The organism is Lapillicoccus sp. (assembly GCF_036559105.1).
Taxonomy (GTDB): Bacteria; Actinomycetota; Actinomycetes; order Actinomycetales; family Dermatophilaceae; genus Lapillicoccus.
In genome coordinates, this window is sequence record NZ_DATBTV010000089.1 from 1 (window position 1) to 26,872 (window position 26,872).

Annotated in this window: 26 protein-coding genes and 1 pseudogene; 18 read left to right on the forward strand and 9 right to left on the reverse strand. The window is 71.6% G+C overall.

Annotated elements, in window-relative coordinates; translation table 11 throughout:
• Positions 1-388 precede the first annotated feature (388 nt).
• Entirely contained in the window at positions 389-2,152 is a 1,764-nt protein-coding gene (locus VIG79_RS11510; protein ID WP_331885697.1) for a DEDD exonuclease domain-containing protein, read from the reverse strand.
• Between the two features lie 171 nt (positions 2,153-2,323).
• Here VIG79_RS11510 and VIG79_RS11515 point away from each other — a divergent pair, with 171 nt between their 5' ends.
• Both VIG79_RS11515 and VIG79_RS11520 read left to right on the forward strand, forming a co-directional pair.
• Positions 2,324-2,590 (forward strand): hypothetical protein, encoded by a 267-nt coding sequence (locus tag VIG79_RS11515; protein ID WP_331885699.1) that lies wholly within the window; start codon positions 2,324-2,326, stop codon positions 2,588-2,590.
• A gap of 57 nt (positions 2,591-2,647) precedes the next feature.
• A complete protein-coding gene (locus tag VIG79_RS11520; RefSeq protein WP_331885701.1) occupies positions 2,648-4,051 on the forward strand; it encodes a hypothetical protein in 1,404 nt (467 codons plus the stop codon).
• 16 nt (positions 4,052-4,067) lie between these two features.
• On the opposite strand, the gene VIG79_RS11525 is transcribed toward VIG79_RS11520, so the two are convergent.
• Entirely contained in the window at positions 4,068-5,885 is a 1,818-nt protein-coding gene (locus VIG79_RS11525) for an AMP-dependent synthetase/ligase (protein ID WP_331885703.1), read from the reverse strand.
• A gap of 155 nt (positions 5,886-6,040) precedes the next feature.
• On the opposite strand from VIG79_RS11525, the gene VIG79_RS11530 reads away from it, so the two are divergent.
• Genes VIG79_RS11530 through VIG79_RS11545 form a run of 4 tightly spaced genes read left to right on the forward strand, consistent with a single transcriptional unit; the run spans position 6,041 to position 9,207 of the window.
• Positions 6,041-6,484, forward strand: coding sequence for an SRPBCC family protein (locus VIG79_RS11530; RefSeq protein WP_331885705.1), 444 nt, complete (start codon positions 6,041-6,043; stop codon positions 6,482-6,484).
• Positions 6,485-6,489: 5 nt separating this feature from the next.
• Positions 6,490-7,767 (forward strand): ArsA family ATPase, encoded by a 1,278-nt coding sequence (locus VIG79_RS11535; RefSeq protein ID WP_331885707.1) that lies wholly within the window; start codon positions 6,490-6,492, stop codon positions 7,765-7,767.
• Positions 7,760-8,233 (forward strand): hypothetical protein, encoded by a 474-nt coding sequence (locus VIG79_RS11540; protein ID WP_331885709.1) that lies wholly within the window; start codon positions 7,760-7,762, stop codon positions 8,231-8,233. Before VIG79_RS11535 ends, VIG79_RS11540 begins: the two co-directional genes overlap by 8 nt.
• Positions 8,230-9,207: an ROK family glucokinase gene (locus VIG79_RS11545; protein WP_331885711.1), complete on the forward strand. Its 978-nt coding sequence runs from the start codon at positions 8,230-8,232 to the stop codon at positions 9,205-9,207. Before VIG79_RS11540 ends, VIG79_RS11545 begins: the two co-directional genes overlap by 4 nt.
• 579 nt (positions 9,208-9,786) lie before the next feature.
• Here the strand turns inward: VIG79_RS11545 and VIG79_RS11550 are convergent.
• Both VIG79_RS11550 and VIG79_RS11555 read right to left on the reverse strand, forming a co-directional pair.
• Positions 9,787-10,374, reverse strand: coding sequence for a hypothetical protein (locus VIG79_RS11550; RefSeq protein ID WP_331885713.1), 588 nt, complete (start codon positions 10,372-10,374; stop codon positions 9,787-9,789).
• Between the two features lie 12 nt (positions 10,375-10,386).
• A complete protein-coding gene (locus tag VIG79_RS11555) occupies positions 10,387-11,163 on the reverse strand; it encodes an alpha/beta hydrolase (protein ID WP_331885715.1) in 777 nt (258 codons plus the stop codon).
• Positions 11,164-11,301: 138 nt separating this feature from the next.
• Here VIG79_RS11555 and VIG79_RS11560 point away from each other — a divergent pair, with 138 nt between their 5' ends.
• From VIG79_RS11560 to VIG79_RS11590, 7 genes are all read left to right on the forward strand, one after another.
• The gene (locus VIG79_RS11560; RefSeq protein ID WP_331885717.1) at positions 11,302-12,183 is read left to right on the forward strand and encodes a lysophospholipid acyltransferase family protein; all 882 of its coding nucleotides are present in this window, start codon (positions 11,302-11,304) and stop codon (positions 12,181-12,183) included.
• Between the two features lie 2 nt (positions 12,184-12,185).
• A complete protein-coding gene (gene macS / locus VIG79_RS11565; RefSeq protein WP_331885719.1) occupies positions 12,186-13,349 on the forward strand; it encodes a MacS family sensor histidine kinase in 1,164 nt (387 codons plus the stop codon).
• Entirely contained in the window at positions 13,346-14,074 is a 729-nt protein-coding gene (locus VIG79_RS11570) for a response regulator (RefSeq protein WP_414672621.1), read from the forward strand. Before macS ends, VIG79_RS11570 begins: the two co-directional genes overlap by 4 nt.
• Before the next feature lie 130 nt (positions 14,075-14,204).
• A complete protein-coding gene (locus tag VIG79_RS11575; protein ID WP_331885721.1) occupies positions 14,205-15,050 on the forward strand; it encodes a DUF4397 domain-containing protein in 846 nt (281 codons plus the stop codon).
• 18 nt (positions 15,051-15,068) lie between these two features.
• On the forward strand, positions 15,069-15,761 hold the full coding sequence (locus tag VIG79_RS11580) for a class F sortase (protein WP_331885723.1): 693 nt from the start codon (positions 15,069-15,071) through the stop codon (positions 15,759-15,761).
• Between the two features lie 10 nt (positions 15,762-15,771).
• The gene (locus VIG79_RS11585) at positions 15,772-16,365 is read left to right on the forward strand and encodes a sigma-70 family RNA polymerase sigma factor (protein ID WP_331885725.1); all 594 of its coding nucleotides are present in this window, start codon (positions 15,772-15,774) and stop codon (positions 16,363-16,365) included.
• Entirely contained in the window at positions 16,362-17,177 is an 816-nt protein-coding gene (locus VIG79_RS11590) for an anti-sigma factor domain-containing protein (protein WP_331885727.1), read from the forward strand. The genes VIG79_RS11585 and VIG79_RS11590 overlap by 4 nt, the downstream gene beginning before the upstream one ends.
• Positions 17,178-17,281: 104 nt before the next feature.
• On the opposite strand, the gene VIG79_RS11595 is transcribed toward VIG79_RS11590, so the two are convergent.
• Positions 17,282-18,130: a DUF1028 domain-containing protein gene (locus VIG79_RS11595; RefSeq protein WP_331885729.1), complete on the reverse strand. Its 849-nt coding sequence runs from the start codon at positions 18,128-18,130 to the stop codon at positions 17,282-17,284.
• Positions 18,131-18,235: 105 nt separating this feature from the next.
• Here VIG79_RS11595 and VIG79_RS11600 point away from each other — a divergent pair, with 105 nt between their 5' ends.
• The gene (locus VIG79_RS11600; protein WP_331885731.1) at positions 18,236-19,588 is read left to right on the forward strand and encodes a class II 3-deoxy-7-phosphoheptulonate synthase; all 1,353 of its coding nucleotides are present in this window, start codon (positions 18,236-18,238) and stop codon (positions 19,586-19,588) included.
• Positions 19,585-20,652 carry a threonine aldolase family protein gene (locus tag VIG79_RS11605; protein WP_331885733.1) on the forward strand — a complete coding sequence of 356 codons (1,068 nt, stop codon included), beginning with the start codon at positions 19,585-19,587 and terminating at the stop codon, positions 20,650-20,652. Before VIG79_RS11600 ends, VIG79_RS11605 begins: the two co-directional genes overlap by 4 nt.
• Here VIG79_RS11605 and VIG79_RS11610 read toward each other — a convergent pair.
• A complete protein-coding gene (locus VIG79_RS11610; protein ID WP_331885735.1) occupies positions 20,639-21,082 on the reverse strand; it encodes a hypothetical protein in 444 nt (147 codons plus the stop codon). The two genes, VIG79_RS11605 and VIG79_RS11610, sit on opposite strands and share 14 nt — an antisense overlap.
• A gap of 121 nt (positions 21,083-21,203) precedes the next feature.
• On the opposite strand from VIG79_RS11610, the gene VIG79_RS11615 reads away from it, so the two are divergent.
• Positions 21,204-21,632: a hypothetical protein gene (locus VIG79_RS11615; protein WP_331885737.1), complete on the forward strand. Its 429-nt coding sequence runs from the start codon at positions 21,204-21,206 to the stop codon at positions 21,630-21,632.
• On the opposite strand, the gene VIG79_RS11620 is transcribed toward VIG79_RS11615, so the two are convergent.
• The 3 genes from VIG79_RS11620 to VIG79_RS11630 all read right to left on the reverse strand — a co-directional run bounded on the left by VIG79_RS11620 (position 21,629) and on the right by VIG79_RS11630 (position 24,444).
• Positions 21,629-22,810 (reverse strand): DUF1015 domain-containing protein, encoded by a 1,182-nt coding sequence (locus tag VIG79_RS11620; RefSeq protein WP_331885738.1) that lies wholly within the window; start codon positions 22,808-22,810, stop codon positions 21,629-21,631. The genes VIG79_RS11615 and VIG79_RS11620 overlap by 4 nt on opposite strands.
• Before the next feature lie 61 nt (positions 22,811-22,871).
• On the reverse strand, positions 22,872-23,912 hold the full coding sequence (locus VIG79_RS11625; protein ID WP_331885739.1) for an NAD(P)-dependent alcohol dehydrogenase: 1,041 nt from the start codon (positions 23,910-23,912) through the stop codon (positions 22,872-22,874).
• Positions 23,913-23,982: 70 nt separating this feature from the next.
• Positions 23,983-24,444 (reverse strand): MerR family transcriptional regulator, encoded by a 462-nt coding sequence (locus VIG79_RS11630; protein WP_331885740.1) that lies wholly within the window; start codon positions 24,442-24,444, stop codon positions 23,983-23,985.
• Between the two features lie 120 nt (positions 24,445-24,564).
• Between VIG79_RS11630 and VIG79_RS11635 the strand changes: the two genes are divergently transcribed.
• On the forward strand, positions 24,565-26,094 hold the full coding sequence (locus VIG79_RS11635; RefSeq protein ID WP_331885741.1) for a sodium:solute symporter family protein: 1,530 nt from the start codon (positions 24,565-24,567) through the stop codon (positions 26,092-26,094).
• Positions 26,091-26,872, forward strand: a pseudogene (locus VIG79_RS11640) (N-acylglucosamine 2-epimerase); the annotation flags it as partial. The gene VIG79_RS11635 and the pseudogene VIG79_RS11640, both read left to right, overlap by 4 nt.

The window sequence follows — 26,872 nt, forward strand, 5'->3', positions numbered from 1 at the left end:
GACCGAGTAGACCTCCGTCACCCCGTCGAGCTCGGCGATGCCCTGGCCCACCTCCGGGATGCGGTCGACGTCGCAGCTGACCATGACGATGGCGGTGATCACGGGACGATTGAACTACAGGTATGCGGGTGGCCGCCTCGAGCCGAGCATCGCGGGTCATCTCGCGGGTCATCTCGCGGGTCATGTCGCGCGTCATGTCGCGGGTCATGTCGCGCAGGTGGTCGTGGTCACGACCTCGCGGGCGACATGACGTGCGACATGACGTCGCCGCGCGCCCGGCACGAGTGGGGTTGCACCCGCATACCGGCAGCCGGCGCCCGTGAAAGTGGGCGTGCACGGTCGGAATCCCGCCGCTCACGCCCACACCGGACCGAGGCGGCTCGGCCGGTCAGCCCGCGACGGGGAGGTCGCGGTCGAACGGCGCGACGTCGCTCGGCCGTCGGTCGTCGAGCAGCATCCGGACGCCGCCGGCACCGCCGACCGGGCAGGACCATGAGCCGTCCATCTCGACGATCCGTACGCCGGGTGCCTCGAGCCAGCGCAGGATGATCTCGGTCTCCTCGGGTGTCGCCGCGGGAGACGGATGGATCGGCGCCTCCACGACCTCGGCGGTCGCGGAGAGGTTGCGGACGTAGAGCATGGGGTCGGCACCGGCGGGACTCACGCTGGTACCGGCCAGCCGGCCGTAGCGGACGCAGACCAGCTCCCACCCGCCGGCACTCGAACGCCGCGCCGCGACGATCTGCGGGCTGGACGCCAGGGGGGCGATGCGCTGCGTCCGGGCGGCCGCGCGGACGAGGTGGAGGAGCCGGTCCCGGACCGTGCCCGCGTCCTCGAACCGCTCCTGCTCCGACAGGGTCGCCATCCTCGCCAGCAGCGCGTCCGTGACCGGGCGGGCGTCGCCGGTGAGCAGGCCGATCGCGTCGCCGACGACTGCCGCGTACTCCTCGGCGGACTGTCGTCCCGAACAGGGAGCGCCGCAGCGGCCCATCTGGCCGAGCGCGCACTCGGAGCGGTTCCCACGGGCCGAGAGCTTGCCCGTGCACTGCCGCAGCGGCACCACCTCGTGGACGGCGGCGACGGCGGCCTCGGCGGAGCGCTTCGACCGGAACGGGCCGAGGTAGCGGGCGCCGTCGGGCTTGACCTCGCGGACGATCGAGAGCCGGGGGTACAGCTCCTCGGTCAGCTTGACCCAGATGACCCGCTCGGGGTTCCTCGAACGTCGGTTGTAGCGCGGCTTGTGGGCGGCGATGAGGCGCAGCTCGCGGACCTGCGCCTCCAAGGTGGTCTGGCACACGATGGGCTGGATGCTCGTGGCGAGGCCGACCATCTCGGCCATCCGGGTCCGCTGCTCGGAGGCGGTGAAGTAGGACCGGGCGCGGGCGCGGATGTTGCGCGACGTGCCGACGTAGAGCGGCCGGCCGCGCTCGTCCTTGAAGATGTAGACGCCCGGCAGCGGCGGCAGGTGCTCGGCGAGGAACCGCTTGCGGCGCTGCGCGGGAGTGACCCGCGAGGTGTAGCTCGACAGCTCCTCGAGGGTGTGGACGCCGAGGTTGCCGACCCGTTCGAGCAGCCCGTGCAGGACGTCGACGGTCGCGCGGGCGTCGTGGAGCGCGCGGTGGTCGGGTGTGGTCGTCGCCCCGAAGACGACGGCCAGCGACGAGAGCTTGTGGTTGCGCGACTCGTCCTTCATGACCAGCTGCCGGGCCAGGTGGACCGTGTCGAGCACCCGGAACCCCGGCCACGGGTGCCCGGTGGACCGCGCCGCCTCTTTGAGGAACGACACGTCGAACCCGGCGTTGTGCGCGACGAGCACGCTGTCGCGGGCGAACTCGAGGAACGCGGGCAGGACCGACTCTATCCGCGGCGCCTGCGCGACCATCGCGTCGGTGATTCCGGTGAGCACCTGGATGAACACGGGGATCGACTCGCCCGGACGCACCAGGGTCTGGAACTCGCCCAGCACCTCGCCGCCGCGGACCTTGACGGCCCCGACCTCGGTGATCGACGACGCGGACGCGCTGCCGCCGGTGGTCTCCAGGTCGACGACGACGAACGTCACGTCGTGCAGTGGCGTGCCGAGGTCGTCCAGGGTGCCCTGGACCGCCCGGGTTCCGGAGCCGGCACCGCCGGCGCTGCCACTGCCGCTCACACGGGCGACGGTAACCGCGCGCTCCGACAGCCCCGGGCAGGCGCGCGGAGGGTCTCCGGGTACCCGCCGGTGTCGGTGGGCTGTCGGTGGTCGGTCCTAGCGTTTCTCCCATCAGGTCGACCGGACGAGACAACCCGAGACATCACCCAACGCCAGTTGTGAGGAGGCGTCATGCGCGTCGAGAAACCCATGGTCATGGACTGCGACACCTGCCCGGTGCGCGGACTGCGGTGCGACGACTGCGTCGTCACCGCCCTCGGCCACCTGCCGGTGGTCGTGCTCACCGACGGCGAGCCTTCGCTCGACATGGCCGAGCGGCGGGCCGTCGACCGGTTCGTCGCGGCCGGCCTGGTGTCGCCGGACGTGGCCGGCACCCTCGTGGCGCGACGGGAGCCGTGGTCGCAGCAGACGGCCGCCGAGCACCGAGCCGTTGGCTGAGTCGTCGGTCCAGCGAGATCGGTCCGCGCCGACCGGTACGGCACCTACCCTTGGTGGGTGAGGTGGGCACGGCGAGGGAGTATGCGACGCGGCTCGGCCTCCGTCCAGACCGGACCCCGGACCACCGCCTCGACGGCGGCGCGCCGTCGGCTGCTCGCCGCGACGGCATCGCTGCTGGCGCTGGCGCTGACGGCGGGCTGTTCGGTGGTCGGCAGCACCCCCACGACCGAGGACGGCCGGAACGGTGAGCCGACCGCCGCCTTCCGGTCGACGCCCTCGCCGTTGGCCACCACCGAGCCTGCCGTCGAGGCCCGGCAGGCCGCGTCCGACCTGGTGAACCAACGGATAGCGGCCGTCGGGGCCAAGAACCGCGGGTCGTGGCTCGGGACGGTCACTGACCCGAGCGCCGGGTTCGGGGCGGACCAGGCGGCGCTGTTCGACCGGATGACGGCGCTGCCGATCGGCAAGCTGGCCCAGCGCAACGTCGACGTCGAGCGGCCGCCCGGGGCGCCGGCCACCGGCGAGCCCGAGTCGTGGGTCGCGCGCATCCGCCAGACCTACGCGTTCACCGGCTACGACGTGGGCCAGCGTGACTTCACCGTCTCCTACGTCCTCACCCGGACCGCGGACGGCTGGCGGTTCACCGGTGTGGCCGACGGCCAGAACGACCGACAGCCGTTCGACCTGCCCGGCCTGGCCGTGGTCAGCTCACCCGACACGCTCGTCATCGGCGACGTGCCCGCGGCGACGCTGCGCGCATACCTCTCGCTGGGTGACGCGGCGCACGACCGGATCGCGTCGGTCTGGGGCGAGGCCCAGCCGGCGGTGATCGTCGCACCGAGCTCGCTGGACGCCCTCAAGGCCCAGCTCGGCCCGGGGCGCGGCGAGGGCTTCGACCAGATCGCTGCCGTCACCGACGGGCCGCTGCTGCGCGACACCCCGGCGCAGAGCGATCGGGTCTACCTCAACCCCGACGCGTTCAAGGGACTCAGCGCCACCGGCCGCCAGGTCGTCGTCACCCACGAGCTCACCCACGTGACGGTTCGGGCCACGACGGCGCGCAGCGTGCCGATCTGGCTGTCGGAGGGGTTCGCCGACGACGTCGCCCTGGCGACGACCGGGTTGCCTGCCCGGTCGGTCGCGGCCGACCTCCTCGACCAGGTCCGCGCGGGCAACGGGCCGAGCCAGCTGCCCGACGAGGCGGCGTTCGACCCGACCAAGGGCCAGATCGCGCCCTCCTACAGCGCGGCGTGGCTGGCGGTGTCGCGGATGCGGCAGCGGTTCGGCCAGGACAAGGTGGTCGCCTTCTACCGGGCGGTGGCCGGACCGAAGGCGGGAGAGCCCGGCGTCACCACCTCGGTCGACCAGCTGACCCAGGCGGCGTTCGGCAGCGTGCTGGGCACGACGCAGGAGGCGTTCGTCGCCGACTGGGTGGCCTACCTCAAGCGGCTCTCTCGTTGACCGTTCGAGCAGGCCTTCAGCTGCGGCTCGCCGCCGGGGCGTAGAGCGCCTCGACGTCGTCCTGGAAGTCCTTCATGACGACGTTCCGCTTCAGCTTCAGTGACGGCGTGAGGTAGCCGTTCTCCTCGGTGAAGTCGCTCGGGAGGACCGCGAACTTGCGGATCGACTCGGCCTTGCTGACGGCGGTGTTGGCGTCGTCGACCGCCTTCTGCAGCTCGGCGAGGACGGCCTCGTTGGTCCGCGCCTGCTCCACGGTGAGCGCCGGGAGGCCGTTGTTCTTGGCCCAGGCGGGGAGCATCTCGGCGTCGATGGTGAGCAGCGCCGCGATGAACGGCTTCTGGTCGCCGACGACGATGCACTGCGACACCAGCGGGTGACCGCGGAGCCGGTCCTCGAGCACCGCGGGCGCGACGTTCTTGCCGCCGGCGGTGACAAGGAGCTCCTTCTTGCGACCGGTGATCTTGAGGTACCCGTCGTCGTCGAGCTCGCCGATGTCGCCGGTGTGGAACCAACCGTCCTGCAGCGCCTCCGCAGACGCGGCGTCGTTGTTGCGGTACCGCGCGAAGACGTTGACGCCCTGGATGAGGATCTCGCCGTCCTCGGCGATCCGGATCCCGACGCCGGGCAGCGGCGTGCCTACGGTCCCGATCTTCACCTTCTCCGGAACGTTGACCGTCGAGGGAGCCGTGGTCTCGGTGAGGCCGTAGCCCTCGAGGACGATGACGCCGATGCCCCGGTAGAAGTGGCCGAGCCGGGTCCCGAGGGGCGCGCCGCCCGACACCGCGTACTGGATCCGACCGCCCATGGCGGCGCGCAGCTTGCCGTAGACCAGCCGGTCGAAGACCGCATGCTTGAGCTTCAGCCCGAGGCCGGGGCCGCCGGTGTCGAGCGACTCGCTCCAGTCGGTAGCCGTGGCGGCCGCGCTGGCGAAGATGCGTCCCTTGCCGTCGCCAGCCGCCTTCTGCTCCGAGGAGTTGTAGATCTTCTCGAAGACGCGGGGCACGGCGAGGATGAACGTCGGCTGGAACGAGGCGAAGTCGTCGAGCAGGGTGCGGATGTCGCTCGAGTGGCCCATCCGCGCCGTGGCCTCGACGCAGAGGACCTGGATGAACCGGGCGAACACGTGCGCCAGCGGCAGGAACAGGAGCGTCGACGCGCCGTCCCCCCGCACGACGGAGGCGAGCGACTCGCAGGTGTTCTCCGCGAGGTCCTTGAAGTTGCCGTGCGTCAGCTCGCAGCCCTTCGGGCGTCCGGTCGTGCCGGAGGTGTAGATGATCGTCGCGAGCGAGGTGCGGTCGGTGCTGGCCCGGCGCGCGTCCAGGGTCTCGTCGCCGACGTCGGCACCCGCACGGTTGAGCTCGTCCAGGGCGCCGGACTCGATCTGCCAGACGTCGCGCAGGGCGGCCAACCGGTCGCGTGCCGCGGACACCGCCCCGGCGTGGGTCGCGGTCTCGACGACGACCGCCACGGCTCCGGCGTCCTCGAGGATCCAGGCCACCTGGTCGGGTGAGGACGTCTCGTAGATCGGCACGGTGACCGCGCCGGCCGTCCAGATCGCGTAGTCGGTCATGGTCCACTCGTAGCGGGTCCGAGACATCAGCCCGACCCGGTCACCCACCTCGACCCCGGCCGCGATGAGGCCCTTCGCGAGCCGGTTGACGTCGTCGGCGAACTGGGTCGCGGTGACGTCCTGCCAGCCGCCACCGGACCGTGTCGAGAAGACGACCTTGTCGGGAACCTCGCGGGCGTTCACCACCACGGTCTGCGCGAGGTTGCCCTCGGTGGTCGGAGCGACGACGGGGGCGACAACCTTGTCGCGGACGTGCTGTGACACGGCGGGCTCCAGGTGATGACGCGGGGGTGGGACGGACGTCTCGGAGGATACCCGCGGGTATGCGACGACGTGCCGGTCCCGGTCAGACCGGGCACGGCTCCGACGCATACGAGAGAGCCCAGAACCCGGCCGAGGCAGGTTGTAGCCTTCCGCCCATGCCCGACCGCACCGAGAGCTCCATCGTCATCGACGCCGTCCCCGGCGCGGTCCTCGACGTCATCGCGGACTTCGGTGACTACCCGAAGTGGGCGACCGAGGTGAAGTCCGCGACGGTGCTCTCCGAGGAGGGCGACGGCTGGCCGGACCGGGTCGAGTTCGTCGTCGACGCGGGGGTCATCAAGGACACCTACGTCCTCGACTACCAGTGGGACGTCGACGAGGAGGGGACCGGCGTCGTCTCCTGGGGGCTGGTCAAGGCGACGGTGCTCAAGGCGATGAACGGGTCCTACACGCTGGCCTCCCGCGGCGCCGGCACCGACGTGACCTACCGGCTCGCGGTCGACCTGACCATCCCCATGCTCGGCATGCTCAAGCGGAAGGCGGAGAAGGTCATCGTCGACACCGCGCTCCGGGAGCTGAAGAAGCGCGTCGAGGGCTGACGCCCGTGCGGATCGTCCTCTTCACGGGCAAGGGAGGGGTCGGCAAGACCACGACCGCCGCGGCGTGCGCGGTCCGGGCGGCCCGCTCGGCCGGTTCACCGACCCGGACCCTGGTCATGTCGACCGACGCGGCGCACTCGCTGGGTGACGCGCTCGGTGTCGCGCTCGGGGGCGCCGGACGGGTCGAGGTCGAGCCGGGGCTGACAGCGCTGCAGGTGAGCGCCCAAGGCCGTCTCGGTGCGCAGTGGCGGGTGGTGCAGGACTACCTCCTCGAGGTCCTCGACACCGTCCGCATCGACCCGGTGGTCGCCGAGGAGCTGACCTCGCTGCCGGGGGCCGAGGAGATCGCGGCCCTGCTCGAGCTGCGGTCGCGTGCCGACTCCGGGGAGTGGGACCTGATCGTCGTCGACTGCGCGCCGACCGCGGAGACGCTGCGGCTGCTCGCCCTGCCCGAGGCGCTCGCCTGGCACCTGGAGCGGCTGCTCCCGGCGCAGCGCGGGCTGATGCGGACACTGCGGCCGGCCGCCGCCGCCGCGGCCGGTATGCCGCTGCCCTCGCCGGAGGTGGCGACGACGGTGTCCGGCTGGTACCGGCAGATGCGTGACGCCCACGCCCTCCTGACCGGTCCCGACGCGTCGGTCCGGCTGGTGCTCACGCCCGAGCGGGTCGTCATCGCGGAGGCGCGCCGGACCTGGACCTCGCTCGGGCTCTACGGGTTCGCCGTCGACGGTGTCGTCGTCAACCGCGTGATGCCGGCAGCGGCCGCCCGTGGCGACGCGTGGCGGCGCTCGTGGAACGAGGCGCAGCGGTCCGGCCTGGTCGAGGTGGCCGAGTCGTTCGCCGGGCTCCCGATCGCGCGAGTGCCCTACCTGGCGGGGGAGCCGATCGGCACCGACGCGCTGGACGCGCTGGCGGGGCTCATCGAGGGCGACGTGTCGACCGGGAACGACCCGCTGGGCGTTCTCGGGCCGGTCCGCCACGACGGGCTGCGGGTGCGCCGGTCCGGTTCCGGCTACGTGCTGAGCCTGCCGCTGCCGCTCGTCAACGCCCGCGAGGTCGACCTCAAGCGGCGCGACGCCGAGCTGCTCGTGTCGGTGGGGGACCATCGCCGAGTGCTCAGCCTGCCCGCCGCGCTTCAGCGGTGTGTCGTCCGCGGCGCCCGCGTCCGGGAGGGGACGCTGCGGGTGACGTTCGAGCCGGACCCCGACCTCTGGCCGGTCCCGGTGGACGCCCAGGGCAACGACGGAACGGACGACGGGATGCGAGAGGCCGCGCATGGTTGACGAGACGGTGGGCCCCGAGCGCGACCGGCCGCGGGTCGGTTCGGTCGGTTCGGTGGCCGAGGAGACGGCGCGGCTGCTGGACGCGCTGCTGGCGGGGACGTCCGGAGCCGGGGAGTCGAGCGGGCACGCGTACGCGAGCGCGGAGGCGCCGGCCCCCGAGCCGGTCGCCGAGCCCTGCCCGACCTGCGGTCATGTGCCCGGTGCGGGGCACGCGACGGCGCAGGACGGCGAGGTCTGCCACCTCTGTCCCGTATGCCAGCTGCTGCGGGTCGTGCGCACGCTCCGTCCAGAGACCCTCGACCGGCTGGCCGACCTCGCCGCCGCGATGACCGACACGCTGCGCGACGTCGCGGCCAGCCGGTGGCGCGACACCGGTACGGCGCCGCCGCGGCGGGCCCGTCCGGACGTGGAGGACATCCAGATCGAGGGCGACGAGTCCGACGTCGAGACGGAGGAGGCGCGATGAGCGGGCAGCTGGCGATCGGGATCGACATCGGCGGGACCAAGGTCGCGGGCGGGGCGGTCGACGCGTCGGGGACGGTGCTGGCCCGGTCTCGCCGGGACACGCCGGACCGGTCGAAGTCGCCTGAGGTGGTGGAGAACACCATCGTCGAGGTCGTCGACGAGCTGGTCGAGACCGTGCGCAGCGACGGGCTGGGTGAGGTGGTGGCGGTGGGGATCGGCGCGGCCGGCTTCGTGGCGGCCGACCGGGCGACCGTGGTGTTCGCCCCGCACCTGTCGTGGCGTCACGAGCCGCTGCGCGAGGCGCTGGCGCGGCGTGTCCAGGTGCCGATCACGGTCGACAACGACGCGAACGCGGCCGCCTGGGCCGAGTGGAAGTTCGGGGCCGCACGCGGCGAGACACACCTGATGATCGTCAACCTCGGGACCGGGATCGGTGGCGGCACCGTCATCGACGGACAGGTGCAGCGGGGCCGCTACGGCATCGCTGGCGAGTTCGGGCACATGCAGGTGGTTCCGAACGGGCTCCGCTGCGAGTGCGGCAACAAGGGCTGTTGGGAGCAGTATGCGAGCGGCAACGCCCTCGTCCGCGAGGCCCGCGCCCTCATCGCCGCGGGGTCCCCGGTGGCGGAGGACCTGCTCTCCGGGGTCGGCGGTGACCCGTCGAAGCTGACCGGGCCGCTCATCACGGCGGCGGCGCAGAGCGGCGACCCGACGGCCATCGAGCTGCTCGCCGAGATCGGGGAGTGGCTCGGGGTGGGCATCGCCAACCTGGCGGCGGCCTTCGACCCGGGCACCTTCGTCATCGGCGGCGGCGTCAGTGCGGCGGGCCCGTTGCTGCTGGACCCGGCGCGCGAGATGTTCCGACGTCAGCTGACCGGTCGCGGGTACCGCCCGGAGGCGAAGATCGTGGCCGCCGAGCTGGGCAACGAGGCCGGCCTCATCGGCGCGGCCGACCTGGCCCGCCTCGGCCAGTAGCTCAGCACGTTGTTGAGCTGTTCACCGACATGTCGGACGTCCGGGGCCAAACACGCCGCCACGTGTGTAGACGTTGGCCGCGCGGTGCGGACGGGGCGTTGCCAGGTGGGGCCGATCGTGTGGGCTTCTGCACCCGCTGAGGTCGGTGATCGTCCACGGTGGCCCATGCGGCCGACCCGGACTGACCCGGACTGGGTGCGAACCCTGACTGGCACACGCACAGGGGATGGTCACTGCGGTCGAGCCGTGGCCGGCCAGCCGCAGCGCACCGGACGTCGTCGAGATGCGGGTTGTCGGGGTCGCTTAGCCCCGAACGCCACGAACCGTCGTCGAGATGCAGATTGTCGGGGTCGCGGTCGTCACGTGGTCGGTGGCATCGCAGGTCGTCATCCGAGGACTCACCTGTTCGGCAACACCTCCGCTCGTCCTGAGTCCTCATCGGACATTGCGGAAATCAGGCGCCGACAGCTCCATCACGTGCGGAGAAGTTGGCGGCAGAGGGCACAGATGAGCGTGGCGCGACGGCCGCCTGGCGGGACCGGCCGGCAGGCGGGACCGGGGGGACCGGACGGCCGTTGGCTACAGGCGGATGCCGTCGTCGTCGTCGTCGCGGTCGAGTGGCTGGCGCAGGACCAGGAGCACGAACCCGGCGATCGACACGAGGAGGGCGAACACCATCCACCAGCCGTTGCCGTCGCGGTTGAACAGCAGCAGGTAGAGGAACAGCAGCGGACCGGCGACGAGCGAGATGATCATCAGCCAGAAGTGCTTGTCCTCCGACGGCGGCAGCGGTGCGGGCGGCGGCGGCGTGTAGTGCGGTTCGTCGGCCTCGACGTCCCAGCTCTCGACGACGTCGTCGACGTCCGCGAGGTCCGCGACGTCCGCGACGTCCGCGACGTCCGCGACGTCGTCGGCCGGGTCATCCGCGACGCGGTCGTCGGCCTGCACGTCGTCCAGGTCGGGCAGGTCGGCCACGTCGCGGATCCGGCGGATCTCGGGCGCCCGCGCTATCGGGGCGTCGTTGGGCGTCTTCCCCTCGCTGGGCTCAGCGGTCGGGTCGGGCGCGAGGTCCGGCTGCGGGTCGCCGTACGGGTCCGCGCCCAGGGCGACGTCGTCCCAGTGCGCCATGATCGCGGCGAACTGCTCGTCGACGTCCTTCTCGGCCATGACTGAAGAATCTCACCCCTCGCCCGCGCGCAGTGACCCGGACACCCGCTCGATGAACCGGACCGACTCATCGTGGATCAGCGGGGCGTCGTTGTCGAGCGTTGCCACGTGGTACGAGTTCTCCAGCCAGATCTCGGTGACGTCGGTGCTGGAGATGTGCGCCAGGAAGTGCGCCGAGCTCTCCACGGGGACCACGTGGTCGACCCGCGAGTGCATCAGCAGCACCGGTTGGGTGATCTCGCCGAGGTCGCGGCGAACCTCCGCCCACAGCTGGGTCTGGGAGTGCATCGCCTTGAGCGGGTTCCGGTCGTAGGCCAGCTCGGGCTCCCCGCCGACCATTTTGACGTCGTTGGCGATTCCCGGGAACGACGGGAGCACGCGCTGCAGGGTCGGCAGGAGCACGAGCTTCCAGTCGTCGTGCAGGTAGATGGGGTTGACGAGGATGAGGCCGGCCACCCGCGGGCCCTCCTCGAGGGCCACCTTGGTCGACAGGAGCCCGCCCATCGACATCCCCGCGACGAACACCTGGCTACAGCGCGACCGCAGCTCGCCGAACGCCCGGTCGACCTCGGCATACCAGTCCTGCCACCGCGTGGTGTTCATGTCCTGCCAGCGGGTGCCGTGCCCCGGCAGGCGCGGGAGCCGCACCGTGAAGCCGGCGGCGGCCAGGTGCTCGGCCCAGCCACGCATACTCTGCGGCGTGCTCGTGTAGCCGTGGACGAGCAGCACGCCGATGTCGTTGCCGTCGTGGGCGTAGGGCTCGGCCCCGGGGAGAACGGAAACTGCCATGCCGGGGATCTCCTCGCAGGTATGCCGGTCGGCGGCCAAATCGTCGCACGACAGCCCGGCTCGCTGATAGTGCCGTAAAGTGCGGCAGATCACAGGGTTTTCACGTCCGGCGGCCAGCAGAGAGGGCGAGATCTCGCGGTGTTCTACTGGGTGCTCAAGACCGTCGTCCTCGGTCCACTGCTGAAGCTGCTGTTCCGCCCCTGGGTGGAGGGCGAGGAACACATCCCCGAGGAGGGGGCCGCGATCTTCGCGAGCAACCACCTCTCGTTCTCCGACTCGATCTTCCTGCCGCTGATGGTCCCGCGGCGGATGACGTTCCTCGCCAAGTCCGACTACTTCACGGGTCGCGGCATCAAGGGCAAGGCGACGGCGGCGTTCTTCAAGGGCGTGGGCCAGGTACCGGTCGACCGGTCCGGAGGCAAGGCCGGCGAAGCCGCGCTCAACTCCGGTCTGCGGATCCTGCGTCGTGGCGAGCTGCTCGGCATCTACCCCGAGGGCACCCGGTCGCCGGACGGCCGGCTCTACCGCGGCCGCACCGGCGTCGCCCGGATGGCCCTCGAGGCCGGCGTCCCGGTCGTCCCGGTCGCGATGATCGGCACCGACAAGGCCCAGCCCACCGGCAAGAAGCTGCCGCGGATCATGCGCATCGGCATCCGGATCGGGCGCCCGCTGAGCTTCGCCCGCTACGAGGGCATGGAGGACGACCGGTTCGTGCTCCGGTCGATCACCGACGAGATCATGTACGAGCTGATGCTCCTGTCCGGTCAGGAGTACGTCGACGAGTACGCCACGTCGATGAAGGACCGCATCGTCCGCGCCGCCAAGGTGCGCGCCCGCGAGCTGCAGGAGGCGGCCCGTCCGGGCAGCGCCGCCAAGGAGCTCGAGGACGCGCTCGACGCGGCGGAGGGCGTCGCGCGCCGGCGGGAGTCCCCCCTCGACGACGTGCCGATCGGCGACGACGAGGATGACGTCGACGACCTTCACGCGCCCGGCGAAGCCGGCGAACGGGCCGCCAGCTGACCATGTCGGTCTCCCTGCCGAGCCGCGGGCCCGGCGCCTCCGGCGCGCAGGACGACTCCTTGGTCGTGTCCGCCTTCTGGCGGGCCATCCGCGTGCTGCGTCCGCTCGCCCTCCTGTATGCGGTCTGGGGCGCCTGGACCCGCCGGGACGAGATGCAGGCGCCGGCGGCCGCGTTCGCGATCCTCGGCGTGCTCGCCGCGTGGACCGCCGTCCAGGTCGTCTGGGAGCGCCGGGAGCTCTGGTGGCACCTCGTCGAGCTCGGCCTGGCTGTGGCTGCGGTCCTCGCGACGCGGTGGGTCGACACCCCGGACGCCGCCTTCCGCGGGACCACGACGCTGCCCGGGGTGTGGCAGGCGGTACCCGTCGCGTCGATCGGCATTCTCAAGGGCTGGCGCGGCGGTCTGGCCGCGGGAGGGGTGATCGCTCTGGCGATGGTCGCCGCGACCCGGTCGCTCGACGTGGTCGCGGTCAGCAACGGGCTCCTGGTCGTCCTCGTCGGCGGCACCGTCGGCTACTGTGCCGACCTCGCCCGGGCCGAGCAGGCCGAGCTGAGCCGCGCGCTCGCCCAGGAGGCGGAGGACGTCGAGCGCGAGCGGCTGGCGCGAACCATCCACGATGGCGTGCTTCAGGCGCTCGCCTTCATCCACCGGCGGGGGGTGGACGCCGGGGGCGAGGCGGCTCGGCTGGGCGCCATCGCGGGGGAGCAGGAGCAGCGGCTGCGCGCCCTGGTCAGCGGCGTGCCCATCGACGAGCTGGAGAAGACGATCGGGGGTCCGGTCGACCTCAGCCAGTACCTGCGGCAGGCCTCCGCCGGGATGGCCGACCTCGTCGCGCCGGCCGACCCCGTCTACCTGCCGCGCCGGCCCGCTAACGAGCTGGTCGCCGCGGTCGAGGCCGCGCTCGACAACGTCCGCAAGCACGCCGGCCCCGACGCGCACGCCTGGGTCCTCGTCGACGACGCCGGCGACGACATCGTCGTCACGGTCCGCGACAACGGCGTCGGCGTCTCCGAGGAACGGATCGCCGAAGCCGGCACTCGCGGGCGCCTCGGGGTCTCGGCCTCGATCCGCGGGCGGCTCGAGGAGCTCGGCGGCTCGGCCCGCTACCTTTATGGACCGGGTGGGGGCACCACGGTCGAGATGTGGATTCCCAAGCGAGGCGCGTGATGACACCTGACCAGCCGGGCGCTGACGGCATCGAGGAGGTCGAGTCCCTCGACGCCGAGGACGAGCCCATCGACGACGCCTCCATCACCGTTGTCGTCGCGGACGACCACCCGATGTGGCGTGACGCCGTCGCCCGCGACCTCGCCGACGCAGGGTTCCAGGTCGTCGGCACGGCGGCCGACGGGCTCTCGGCCATCCGCCGGGTCAAGGCCACCAGCCCCGACGTCCTCGTCCTGGACCTCAACCTGCCGGGCGTGCACGGCGTCGGGGTGTGCGAGCAGCTCGCCACCGAGGACCTGCCCACCAAGATCCTCATCCTCTCGGTCAGCGGCGAGCGCCAGGACGTCCTCGACGCTGTCAAGGCGGGCGCCTCCGGCTACCTGGTGAAGTCCGCCGCGCGCGAGGAGTTCCTCGAGGCGGTCCGGCGGACCGCGCGAGGGCGAGCGGTGTTCACCCCGGGCCTCGCCGGGCTGGTGCTGGGGGAGTTCCGGCGGATGCAGAACGCCGGCTCCGGCGCCTCGGCCGCGCCCCAGCTCACCGAGCGCGAGACCGAGGTCCTCAAGCTCGTCGCGACCGGGATGAGCTACAAGGACATCGCTGCCCAGCTCTACATCTCGCACCGGACCGTCCAGAACCACGTGCAGAACACCCTCGGCAAGCTCCAGATGCACAACCGTGTCGAGCTGGTCCGCTACGCGATCTCCAAGGGCCTGCACCGAGACTGAGCGCCGCTGCTCCTGGGTGCATCCGTGAGCCGGTCGGCGGCGGAAGAGAGGTCATAGCGGCCACCGGGGAACCGCATACCCCGTTCGTGGAGTGGGCCACGTCGCCGGTCGATCCACACGAGGAGTCTGTATGCGCATCGTTCGTGCTCTCGCCACCGTGGCCATCGCCACGGGGGCATCCGTCGGCGTCGCTCTCGCGACGCCCCTGTCGGCGCACGCGGCCGGCACCGCGATGGTCTCGATCCTGCACGCCGTCCCCAACACCCCCGTGGACGTCTGTGCCAACGGCAAGGCCCTGCTGACCAACTTCCAGCCGGGCACCCTCACCGACCCGCAGAGCCTGCCCGCCGGCAGCTACGACCTCAAGCTCACCGCGGCGAACAGCGGCTGCGCCGCCGCGGCGGTCCTCGAGGCCAAGGGGGTCAACGTGCCGGCCGGCGCCAACATCACCGTGGTGGCCCACCTCGACGCCGGTGGTGCACCGAAGCTGACGCCGTACGTCAACGACGTCTCCGCCGTCCCGGCCGGCAAGGCCCGGCTCACCGTCCGCCACGATGCCGCCGCTCCTGCGGTCGACGTCCGCGCCGGCGGCGCGGCGGTCATCACGAACCTCACCAACCCGAACGAGAAGTCGCTGGTGACCAATGCCGGAACCGTCTCGGCCGACGTCGTCCTCGCCGGGAGCACCACCGTGGTGATCGGCCCGGCCGACGTCACGCTCAAGGAGGGGACGAGCACCATCGTGTACGCGTGGGGCAGCGCCTCCCAGAACAACCTCAAGGTCGCGGTCCAGACCATCTCCGGCATGCACTCCTCGCCAGGCGGGGTCAACGCGGGGACCGGCGGCCAGGCGGCCGACGGCACTTCGTCGATCGCGGCCATCGAGCTGGTTGCGCTCGGCGGGGTGGTGGCCGGAGGGCTCGCGCTCGTGCTGACCCGCCGCCGCGGGAACGCGCGGGGTTCCTCGGTCGGCTGAGCCGTCCCGAGGCATCGCATGAGCCGCCCCCGCTGGGCCAGGGTGACCGCCGTCGTGGCGGCCACCCTGGCCGGGGGCGCGCTCGCCGCCTACCTCGTGGTGCCGCGCGGCGGCGCCACGGACGACCCGGTGGTCGCGGGCCTCGTGGCTCCGGCCACCGGGCCGGCTGCCGTCGCACCGTCCGCGTCGGCACCGACGGGGTCCTCGACCACCCCCGACCTGCCATCGCTGACGGCGGCGCCGGCGACCCTCGGCGGTCAGGACGCCGCCTCGGCCCCGACCCGGGTCGCGGTCGCACGGCTCGGCATCGACATGACCGTCGAGCCCCAAGGGGTGCTGCCCGATGGCCAGATGGCGTTACCGGCCAGCCCGACGGTCGCCGGATGGTACAAGTTCGGCAGCGCGCCGGACGACACCGCCGGAGCCACCGTGATCGCGGCGCACGTTGACAGCAAGACCGGGGTCGGCCCGTTCGTGCGCCTCAGCCAGGCGAAAGCCGGTGACGAGGTGGACGTCTGGACCGGTGACCAGCGACGCGCCTACCGGGTCACCACAGTGGTCCGCGTCGACAAGACCCGGCTCGACGGTGACGGACTCTTCGCCGTCAGCGGTCCTCGTGTCCTCCACCTCGTCACCTGCACCGGCGCCTACGTGCCCGGTTCGGGGTACACCGACAATCTCGTCGTGATCGCCGACCCGGTGGTGACCTAGGGTGACCGTAATGACCGAGATCGAGCGGGCGGACACCGAGTCGTCGCGCAGCACGCTCGCCCTGGCCGAGGCCTTGGCGGAGGGGTCGCTCGACGCCCTGTCCGAGTGCTACCGGCTCTGGGGACCGCTGATCCTCGGCATCGCGACGCGCGCCCTCGGTAGCCGCACCGACGCGGAGGACGTCACGCAGCAGGTGTTCGTCGCCGCGTGGAAGAGCCGCGGCACGCTTCGGCCCTCCGAGTCGGCCCTCCCGGCGTGGCTGATCGGGATCGCGCGGCACCGGGTGGCCGACGAGTACGCGCGCCGCGCTCGGGCCACCCGGGTCTCTCAGGCGGTCGCCGCCAACACGGTTCCCGGGTCCGACGTGGAGGGCCGCGACACGGTCGACCGCGTCGTCGACCGGGTCATGCTGCGCGAGGCGGTCGAGCAGCTCTCCGAACCTCGTCGCACGGTTCTCCATCTGGCGTACGTCGAGGACCGAACACAGGAGGACATCGCGAAACAGCTCGACCTGCCGCTCGGCACGGTCAAGAGCCACCTGCGACGCGGCCTGCTCCGGCTGCGTCAGGATCTGCGTGACGGCTGGGAAGGAGGCGACCGATGACCCACGTGAGCGACGACGTGCTGGCCGCGATCGCCCTGGGCGACCCCGATGTCGACCCGGCCGACCGCGCCCACGTCGACTCCTGTCCGGTGTGCTCCGAGGAGCTCGCCGAGCTGGTCCACGTCCAGGGGCTGCTGCGCGAAGAGGTCGGTATGCGTGGCGCCCACCGGGTCGAGCCCGGCCCGGAGCTCTGGGAGCGCATCGCGGCCGAGGCCACGGGGGACGCGGCGGTCGAGCCGATGCAGCTGGTCCAGCCGGCCCAGCGGGCCGACTCCGGCGAGCCGGTGCTGCCGGCCGAACCGGTCCAGCTCGGCGAGCCGGGTACACCGGTGCCGTCGATCGCTGCTCGTCGGGCGGCAAAGGCCTCGCGGCCGTCCGGACGCTCCTGGTGGCTGGTCGCCGCGGCGGCCGCCTGCCTACTGCTCGGCGTACTCGTCGGCCGGGCCGTCTGGGCGCCGACCGACGCGACCCCGCCGGTGGTCGCCTCCGTGCCGCTCACCACGCTGGACGCCTCGAAGCAGCAGGAGGGCACCGCTCAGCTGCTCGGTGGCCAGGGCGGCCAGGGTCAGGAGCTGAAGGTCGACACCCGGCCGATGTCACCGGGTTCCGGCTACGTCGAGGTCTGGCTCATCAACCAGGACGGCAAGCGGATGGTGTCGCTCGGGATCCTGTCGAGCGACCAGGCGACGTTCCCGGTCCCGCCGGACGCGATCTCGCAGGGCTACACGATCGTCGACCTGTCGCACGAGCAGTTCGACGACAAGCCCCAGCACAGCGGCGACAGCATCATGAGAGGGACCCTGCCGGTCTGAGACCGCTCGGAGCGGAGGGTTTTGGCCCTCATCAGGGCAGTAACCCTCCGATCGACGGCCCGTGACCGCGGCGCTGCCGGTCAGTCGGTCAGTCGGTCAGTCGGTCAGTGGGACGTTGCCTCGCGCAGCGCTCGCAGCACCCTGGCGTCGATCCCGTCCGGGGTGAGCCGCATCTCGTAGTTCTCCACACCGGCCCACTGCTCCAGCGCCCCCGCCGTCGGACCGCTGTAGCCCAGCTCGGCCAACCGTCCGGCGACCTCCGCGCCGAGCTCACCGGTCAGGGGCTTCACGTCCTCGGCGGTCCCGAAGTAGAGGTCGCTGAGGTCCAGCAGCCGGGCCAGCTCCTGCGGAGCCTGCGGGTGGTCGTCGACGCGGAGGTCGGCGCGCACCCCGCTGTCGTCGTACCCCTCACCGGCCGCCACCACGACGAGTGCCGCACTCTGCCGGCCGCGGGCGTCGCCGCCCGCCGCATCGCCGGCCAGCAACGCGGCGACGAGCCGGTGCTCGAACGGCGTCCCGGCGCCCTCCAGCCAGGCCCGCTCCATCTCGGCGACGACCTGCTCGCCGACGAGGATGTTGCCCTGGATCGCATACCGGCCGCTGTCGTCCGCGCCCGAGCGACCGCCGGCCCACGACAGGCAGTCGTGCCCGGTGTAGGTCGCCTGGCTGCCGACGCCGACCACGCCGAGCTGGCGGTGCTCGCGCTCCGGGTCGGCGGCCGTCACCTGCTGGATGGCGTAAGCGGCGTCGTGGCCCTCGCCAAGCAGGCGGACCGCGTCGACCTTGTAGGACCACTTCGCGGTCGCCTGGGTGGCGGCGGCGCCGACCACGACCGAGCGTTGGCCGTCGGACCCCAGCCGGGCCTCCGGGACGACGGAACCGACGGCGAGGAACTTGCTCGCGACGGCCACCCCCGCAGCCGTGCCGTCCGTGGCGACGATCGAGAACGTCATGCTGCGCACCCTATGCGGCGGCTGTGACGCGGACCGCACGCTCGTTTCTCTCCGTCATCCGGACCGCGTCGGAGACCCGCTGGACGGCGCTCTTAGAATCTGGGGGTGACCGTGAACGACAGCGCGCTGCTCCAGGCCGAGCTGGAGGCCTCCGCGGCCTCCCTCGTCGCGGGCCAGCAGCCGTCCTGGCCGGACGCTGCGGCGGTGCGTACGGCGGTCGAGACGCTGTCCGCGTACCCGCCGTTGGTCTTCGCTGGGGAGTGCGACCTGCTGCGCGACCGAATGGCTTCGGCGGCGCGCGGTGAGGCGTTCGTGCTCCAGGGCGGTGACTGCGCGGAGACGTTTGTGGCGGCGACCGCCGACAACATCCGCGACCGGATCAAGACGATCCTCCAGATGGCCGCGGTGCTCACCTACGGCGCCTCGGTCCCGGTCGTCAAGATCGGCCGGATGGGGGGTCAGTACGCGAAGCCGCGCAGTACGGGCACCGAGACCCGCGACGGGGTCGAGCTGCCCGCATACCGGGGCGACATGGTCAACGACTTCGCCTTCGAGGCGTCGGCGCGCACCCCCGACCCGAACCGGCTGGTCCGGGCCTACCACGCATCCTCGGCGACGCTGAACCTCGTCCGCGCCTTCACCATGGGCGGCTTCGCCGACCTGCGCCACGTGCACGACTGGAACAAGGGCTTCGTCGCCAACGCCGCGAACCAGAAGTACGACAAGCTGGCCCACGACATCGACATGGCGATGAAGTTCATGGCTGCGTGTGGGGCCGACTTCGACGCGATGCGCACGGTCGAGTTCTTCGCGGCGCACGAGGCGCTGATCCTCGACTACGAGCGGCCGATGACCCGGATCGACTCGCGGACCGGTCTGGCCTACGACACGTCGGCGCACTTCGTGTGGGTGGGGGAACGGACCCGCGACCTCGACGGGGCCCACATCGACTTCGTGTCGCGCATCCAGAACCCCATCGGCGTCAAGGTGTCGGCCAACGCCGAGCCCGACCAGCTCCTCAAGCTGCTCGACAAGATCGACCCCGACCGCGTGCCGGGCCGCGTCACGTTCATCACCCGGATGGGCGCGCAGACCATCCGCACGGCGCTGCCGTCGATCGTCGAGCAGGTCACCGAGGCCGGCGCGCAGGTCACCTGGATCTGCGACCCGATGCACGGCAACACGTTCTCGTCGACGACCGGCTACAAGACCCGCAACTTCGACGACGTCGTCGACGAGGTCCGCGGCTTCTTCGAGGTCCACCGTGCCCTGGGCACCGTCCCCGGCGGCATCCACGTGGAGCTGACCGGCAACGACGTCACCGAGTGCCTCGGCGGGTCGGAGAAGATCCTCGACGCCGACCTCGAGAAGCGCTACGAGTCGGTGTGCGACCCGCGCCTGAACCACCAGCAGAGCCTCGAGCTGGCGTTCCTCGTCGCGGAGATGCTGGGGGAGTGAGCGCCGCGTTCCGGGCCGACCTGCTGTCGGACACCCTGACCCGCCCGACCGACGGTATGCGGGCGGCCATGGCCGCCGCCGAGGTCGGCGACGACGTCTTCGGCGAGGACCCCTCGGTCAACGCGCTCGAGGCGGAGGTCGCGGACCGGCTCGGCCACGAGGCGGGGCTGTTCACACCGTCCGGGTCGATGGCCAACCAGCTGGGCCTCAGGCTGCACGTGGCGCCGGGCCAGGAGATGGTGTGCGACTCCCTGGCCCACGTCGTACGCGCCGAGCTGGGTGCGGCGGCGGCGTTCTCCGGGATCTCCTCACGGACCTGGGTGGCCCCCCGCGGGCTGCTGTCCGCGGGGGACCCGTTGGCGTTGATGATCACCGGCGCCGGGGTCTACCAGGTCAACACTGCGTTGGTCGTGGTCGAGAACACCCACAACTTCGGCGGCGGCACGGTGCAGCCGATCGACGAGATCCGGTTGCTGCGCAAGGGAGCTCAGGAGCGTGGGGTCCACATGCACCTGGACGGCGCCCGGCTCTGGAACGCCCACGTGGCGTCCGGGGTCGCGCTGGCCGACTACGGGCGCGAGTTCGACACGGTCTCGGTATGCCTCAGCAAGGGGCTCGGTGCGCCGGTGGGCTCGGTGCTGGTCGGGTCCGCGGAGGCGATGGCCGAGGCGCGGATCTGGCGGAAGCGCTACGGCGGCGGGATGCGGCAGGTCGGGATCCTCGCGGCCGCCGGACGGTATGCGCTGGCGCACCACGTAGAGCGTCTCGCCGACGACCACGCGCGGGCGAGCCGGGCGGCCGCGGCGTTCGCGGAGGCGTTGCCGGGGTGCTTGGACCCCGACCTCGTCGAGACCAACATCCTCGTCATGGACGTGTCCGGGGCCGGGTGGACGGGTGCCGCTCTGGCGGCCGCTGCTCTGGACCAGGGGGTACGGATCTACGCCGTGGGGCCCGGTGCGGTCCGGCTGGTGTGGCACCTTGACGTCTCCGACGAGGCGACGGACGTCGCGATCGACGTGGTGTCTGGGCTGCTGCGGTCCGGCCCGCCGGTCACAGCTGCGTGAAGCTGGTCAGACCGGAGAGCACGAGGATCTGAGACCGCACGTCGGGACACTGGGCCTTGGTCGCGTCGTCGAGCTGGGCGCCGTCGGCGGGAACGCCGTGCGACTGGAAGAACCCGAACAGGTTGCCGGCGAGGTTCGCCTGTACCCCGGCCGGTGCGCCGATGGCCTTGAGGGTCGGGAGCTGACCGGTGAGGTAGGTGCAGACGTCGGCCGCCCGGTAGGCACCGGCGGAGGTCGTGGTCGTCGCTGGGGTCGGCGGCGCCGCCGAGGTCGCTGAGGTCGCGGAGGTGACTGCGGACGTGGAGGTGACTGCGGACGTGGCGGCGGGAGTGGCGGCGGGGGTGGGCGCCGCGGGTGCGCCGGTGCTGCAGGCACCGAGCGCGGCCAGAGCTGTGATGAGCACGGCCATCGAGGGCGCTACGCGGTTCATGGCCGTCCGTTCGTCGAGGGCGTCCCTGGGCTGATCCCGGGCCGGCGTGGGTGAGGACTGTCGAACGGGGTCGTTGATACGCAGAATGAGATCCGGGGCTGCGTCGAAGGAAGGAGTGCCGGTGACCACGAGGACCAGTCGGTCGAGGCGGGCTCGGGAGCAGGACGTCCACGAGATCGCGGCCGCGATGCCGCACGTGACCTGCTGGGAGGACGGCCGGAAGGTCGCGTACCAGGTGGGTGGTAAGTCGTTCCTGTTCTTCCGCAACCCACGACCCGACGCCGTCGACGCCGAGACCGGTGAGCGGCTGGACGACGTCATCGTCATCTGGGTGCCGGACGAGGCGGACAAGGCGGCGCTGCTCCAGGACCCCGACCTGCCGTTCTTCACGACGCCCCACTTCGACGGGCACCCGTCGGTGCTGGTGCGGGCGTCCGAGCTGCGCCGGCTGTCGGTCACCGAGCTGCGCGAGGTCATCGAGGACGCCTGGCTGTCGCGAGCCTCGGCCCGTCGCGGCCAGGCGTGGCTGGCCGGGACCGCCTCGGCCTAGCCGGAGCCGAGGTCGCGGATGACGAGGCCGGTACGGAGCTTCGGGGTGAAGTAGGTCGACTTGGGCGGCATCAGCAACCCCTCTTCCGCGGTGCGCCGGATCTCCTCGACCGAGACCGGCCGGATGAGGACGGCGGCGGTGGCCTCTCCGCCTCGGACCGCGGCCACGCTCTGGTCGAGGCCGTGCTGGTAGGTGACCTCGGCCGTGCTGTCGGCCAGGGTCTCCTCGAGCCAGAGGCCGTCCAGCGCGCGGAGCCCGTCGAACGCTCCCGGTTTCGGGACGAGCCAGTCCCACCCGCCGGGCCGGACGAGGACGAGGCGGGCGTCGTCGTTCATGCGGCCCAGGACCTCCGGCGTCAGGTCGCCGACGGCGGGTTCGATGTCGAAGCGTTCCGACAGGGCGTCGGCCAGGGCGTCCGCCTCGATCCCGGTGTAGAGCCGGTGGATCGCCTCGACGCTCAGCTGGTCCGCGACGAGCTCGCCGACGAACGCCAGGGTGAGCTCGGCGCCGGGGTCGCCACCCTCGGCTCGCCGCTCGTCCCGGTACTGGCGCGACACCGCATACCGGTGGTGCCCGTCGGCGATGAGCGCAGGAGTGGAGGCAACGGCGGAGCGAATCTCGCTGATGCGCGCGGGATCGGAGACCCGCTCGACCACGTGCTCGACGCCGTCGACGGTGACCGTGCCGACCGGTTCGCCGGGGGCGTCGAGGAGGGCGGACAGGCCGGGGTATGCGGACAGGCACCAGACGGGGGACAGGTTGCTGTGCGTCGCGCGGATGAGCTCGAGGCGGTCGGTGGACGCCTTGGGCGTGGTGCGCTCGTGGGCGAGGACCTCGCCCGACCCCTCGTCGACCACCTCGAGCGCGCCGAGGACCCCGCTCAGCTCGCGCTCCTGGCCGGTCGCGTCGGTGAAGCGGCGCCGGTAGATGGTGAACGTGGGTTCGACGTCGGTGACGAGGTCGCCGGTGGCCAGCCAGTCGTTCAGGGTGACGGCCGCCTCGCTGTAGCGCTCGTCACCGCCGCGCGGGACGTCGACGCGGACGACGTTGTGCGGGTCCCGCGCGGCCAGCTCGTCCACGTCGGCGTCGGAGAGCACGTCGTAGGGCGGCGCGGTGAGCCGCGCGAGGTCGTGGGTCGCGGCATACCGGACCGCTCGGAACGGTTCGAAGGCGGGCACGGCGCCCAGCCTGCCAGGTCGAGGACGACCATCGCTGGCGTCACCGACCTGGCACCGGGCCTCAGGTCAAGGTGGCGGTGTCGATGACGAAGCGGTAGCGCACGTCGGACGCGAGGACGCGCTCGTAGGCCTCGTTGACCTTCTCGGCGGCGATGACCTCGACGTCGGCGGCAATGCCGTGCTCGGCGCAGAAGTCGAGCATCTCCTGGGTCAGGGCGATGCCGCCGATCATCGAGCCGGCGAACGAGCGACGGCCGCCGATGAGCGAGAAGACGTTGACGCTCAGCGGCTCCGGCGGGGCACCGACGTTGACGAGGGTACCGTCGACCCCGAGTAGCCCGAGGTAGGCGTCGAGGTCGATGCGGGCACTCACCGTGTTGAGGATGAGGTCGAACCGGCTGGCGAGCTGCTCGAATGTCGCCGGGTCCTCGGTCGCGTAGTAGTGGTCGGCTCCGAGGCGAAGCCCGTCCTCCTGCTTCTTCAGCGACTGGGAGAGCACGGTCACCTCGGCGCCCAGAGCGTGGGCGATCTTGACCGCCATGTGACCGAGACCGCCGAGGCCGACGACCGCGACCTGTCGGCCCGGGCCGGCGTTCCAGCGCCTGAGCGGGGCGTAAGTCGTGATGCCGGCGCAGAGCAGGGGAGCGGCGGCCACCGGGTCGATGCCCTCCGGGATACGGAGCACGAAGTCGGCGTCGACCACGACGTGGGTGGAGTACCCGCCCTGGGTGGTGGTGCCGTCCACGTCCGTGGCGGCATACGTGCCGATGTTGCCTTTCACGCAGTACTGCTCGTCGCCGGCCCTGCAGTTCACGCACTCCCCGCAGGAGTTGACCATGCAGCCGACACCGACACGATCACCGACGTGGTGCCGGTTCACGTCAGAACCGACGTCGGTGACCAGGCCGACGATCTCGTGGCCGGGCACGACCGGGAAGGGCTGAGGGCCCCAGTCGCCGTTGACGGTGTGGATGTCGGAGTGGCAGATGCCGGCGTACTCGATCTGGATGAGGACGTCGTTCGGCCCTACCTCGCGACGGTCGATGGTGACGCGGGCGAGGGGCTCACCGGCGGCGGGTGCGGCATAGGCGTTGACGCGCATGAGTGATGGTTCCTTCGTGGTCGGTCGTGTGTGGTCGGTGCTGCTGTGGGAGAACTACGCGGCAGCGAGTTCAGTGCGAGCCATGGCGTTTGAGCTCGTCGGCCAGCCGGTGGGCCTCTCCCGAGAGCAGGTCGGCGCGGGCGTGGTCACCAGCCTCGACGGCGTGCCAGTAGTCGACCTTCAAGGCGACATAGCGCCGACGCAGTGCCACCTGCTCCGCCTCGCGCTCGAGGCGACGCTGTTGCTGGGTCAGCAGCTCGATCTGGTCTCGGGCGGCGGACGGTCCCGTCCGCCCGTTGGCGACGTAGCGGCGCATATCGCTCACGGACATGCCGGTGGCAGCGAGACAGGCGATCCAGGTGAGCTGGTCGAGGTCGTTGTCGTCGTAGACCCGGTGCCCGCTGCTGGCGCCGCGGCTGACCGGAGCGATCACCCCGATGGACTCGTAGTAGCGCAAGGTGCTGGCCGGCAAGCCGGTCAGCGCTGCCGCCTCCCTGATGGTGTACGCGCGATGGGCGGTCGTGGTGCTCACGTCAACGACCGTAGGAACTTCGAGCACTCGAAGTCAAAGCGAACAACCGCGACAGCCGATCCCTTGCTTTGCAAGCGTTTGCACAAAAGGGTGGTCCGAACCCCGAACCAAGGAGCGCCTGTGCACGCCTTCGATTGGCTGGTCCTCATCCTCTACTTCCTCGTCATGATCGGCATCGGCTGGTGGGCGAAGCGACGGGTCAAGAACGCCGCCGACTTCTTCACCGCCGGCGGCAAGATGCCGTGGTGGCTCAGCGGCATCTCGCACCACATGTCCGGGTACTCCGCCGCGGTCTTCGTCGCGTACGCGGCCATCGCCTACACCACCGGTTTCGCGCTCTACGTGTGGTGGGCGGTCGGCATCACCATCGCGTGTGGTGTCGGGGCCGTCCTCTTCGCCCCGCGGTGGCCACGACTGCGGCAGCGGCTCGGCATCATTTCTCCGCTGGAGTACCTCACCATCCGCTACAACGTCCCCACCGAGCAGGTGCTGGCGTGGTCCGGTGCCGGTCTGAAGATCTTCGACGTCGCGGCCAAGTGGGCGGCCAGTGCCATCCTGTTGCAGGTCTTCGCGGGAGTGCCCATCGCACTCGGCATCCTCATCGTCGGCGGCGTCACCCTCGTGTACTCGACCGTCGGCGGACTCTGGGCCGATGCCCTCACCGACTTCGGGCAGTTCATCATCCAGCTGGTGGCCGGCCTGGCGATGTTCGTGCTCACGGCCGCCAAGCTCGGCACCGTCTTCGGCATCTGGGACCAGCTGCCGCCGAGCCACGCCCAGCCGTTCGCCGGCGACTACACGCTGGTGTTCTTCCTCGGGTACACGCTCATCTCGACCATCTCGTACAACGGCGGCACGTGGAACTTGGCGCAGCGGTTCATCGCCTCACCGAACGGCTCCCAGGCCCGGAAGTCCATCCTGCTGTCGGGCGCGCTCTACCTCGTCTGGCCGCTGGTGCTGTTCTTCCCGATGTGGGCCGCGCCGATCCTGCTGCCCAACCTCGCCAAGCCGGACCAGTCCTACGCGCTCCTCGCGACCACCCTGCTGCCGGCCGGGCTCGTCGGTCTCGTCCTCGCCGGCATGTTCTCCCACACCATGGCGATGACCTCGTCCGACGCCAACGCGATCTCCTCCGTCGTCGTGCGCGACATCATCCCGGCGCTGCGCCGCGGCCGAGGTCATCTGGTGGGGGCCACCGAGCTCCTCGCCGGCCGGATCTCGACGTTCCTCTTCATCGGCCTCTCGATGGTCATCGCCCTGACGGCCGACTCCTTCGGCGGCGTCCTGGGTCTGATCATCGCCTGGTTCGGTGCCCTCGTCGGTCCGGTCGCGATCCCGATGCTGCTCGGCATGCTGCCGTGGTTCAAGCGTTGCGGCCCGAGCGCCGCGCTGTGGTCCTGGACGGTGGGCCTCATCGTGTTCGCGGTGACCAAGTACGCCATCCCGGGCCAGATCGCGAGCCTCGGCACGGCCAACGCCCAGACCATCTCGGTCATCTCGCCCATCGTGGCGTCCATCGTCGTCTTCGTCGTCGTCGGCCTGGTCCGGCCGTGGCACTCGACGGAGTCCGACGAGCTGGTCGACTCGCTGTCGCACGACCAGCCCGAGCGGGTGGCCGACGACTCCCGGCGCCAGGTGGAGCCCGCGTGACCGCCGACACGCGTACGCGGGTCGGCGAGGAGCTCGAGCGGCGCGTCCTGCCCTGGTGGCAGGAGCACGGCGTCGACCACAAGTACGGAGGTGTGCTCACCGGGTTCGACAACGCCGGGCGACGGCTCACGACCGACAAGTACACGTGGTCGCAGGGCCGCTGGGCCTGGCTGTGCGCCCGCATCGCGACGGACGCGCGCGCCGGCCTGCTCCGGCAGGACCCGCAGGAGTGGGCGGGGTACGCCTGTTCCACCGCCGAGTTCGTCGCCCGACACTCGGTCCTGCCCGGTGATGTGACCGCCCATCTGGTCACGCGGAGCGGCGAGCCGATGCGGGTGGGAGAGCACGGCGAGGTCTCGGTCAGCGTGCTCACCGACCTGTTCGCCGCCCTCGGCCTGGCCGGCGCCTCCGGACTGCCCGACCTCGACGCAGGCACGGCGCGTGAGTGGCAGGAGACAGCCCGACGCCTGCTGGTCCACGGCACGAGGCGGCTGCAGGCGCGTACCGCGCCGTCCGAGCCCTACCCGGTACCACCCGGATACACCGACCTGGCCGGCATCATGCTCCGCCTGCACGTCGCCGCCGAGCTGTACCGGGTGGACGGCCGCGACGATACCGCGACGATCGCGCTCGACGCCGCCGCCGACCTCGTCGCCGGCGACCGCCCGATGTGGCGGGCCGACGACTGGTGGGAGTTCCGGCCCGACCGGCCCGAAGACGCCGACACCCTCCTCGGGCGCCACCGGACGCCGGGCCACCTGCTGGAGACGGTGTGGAT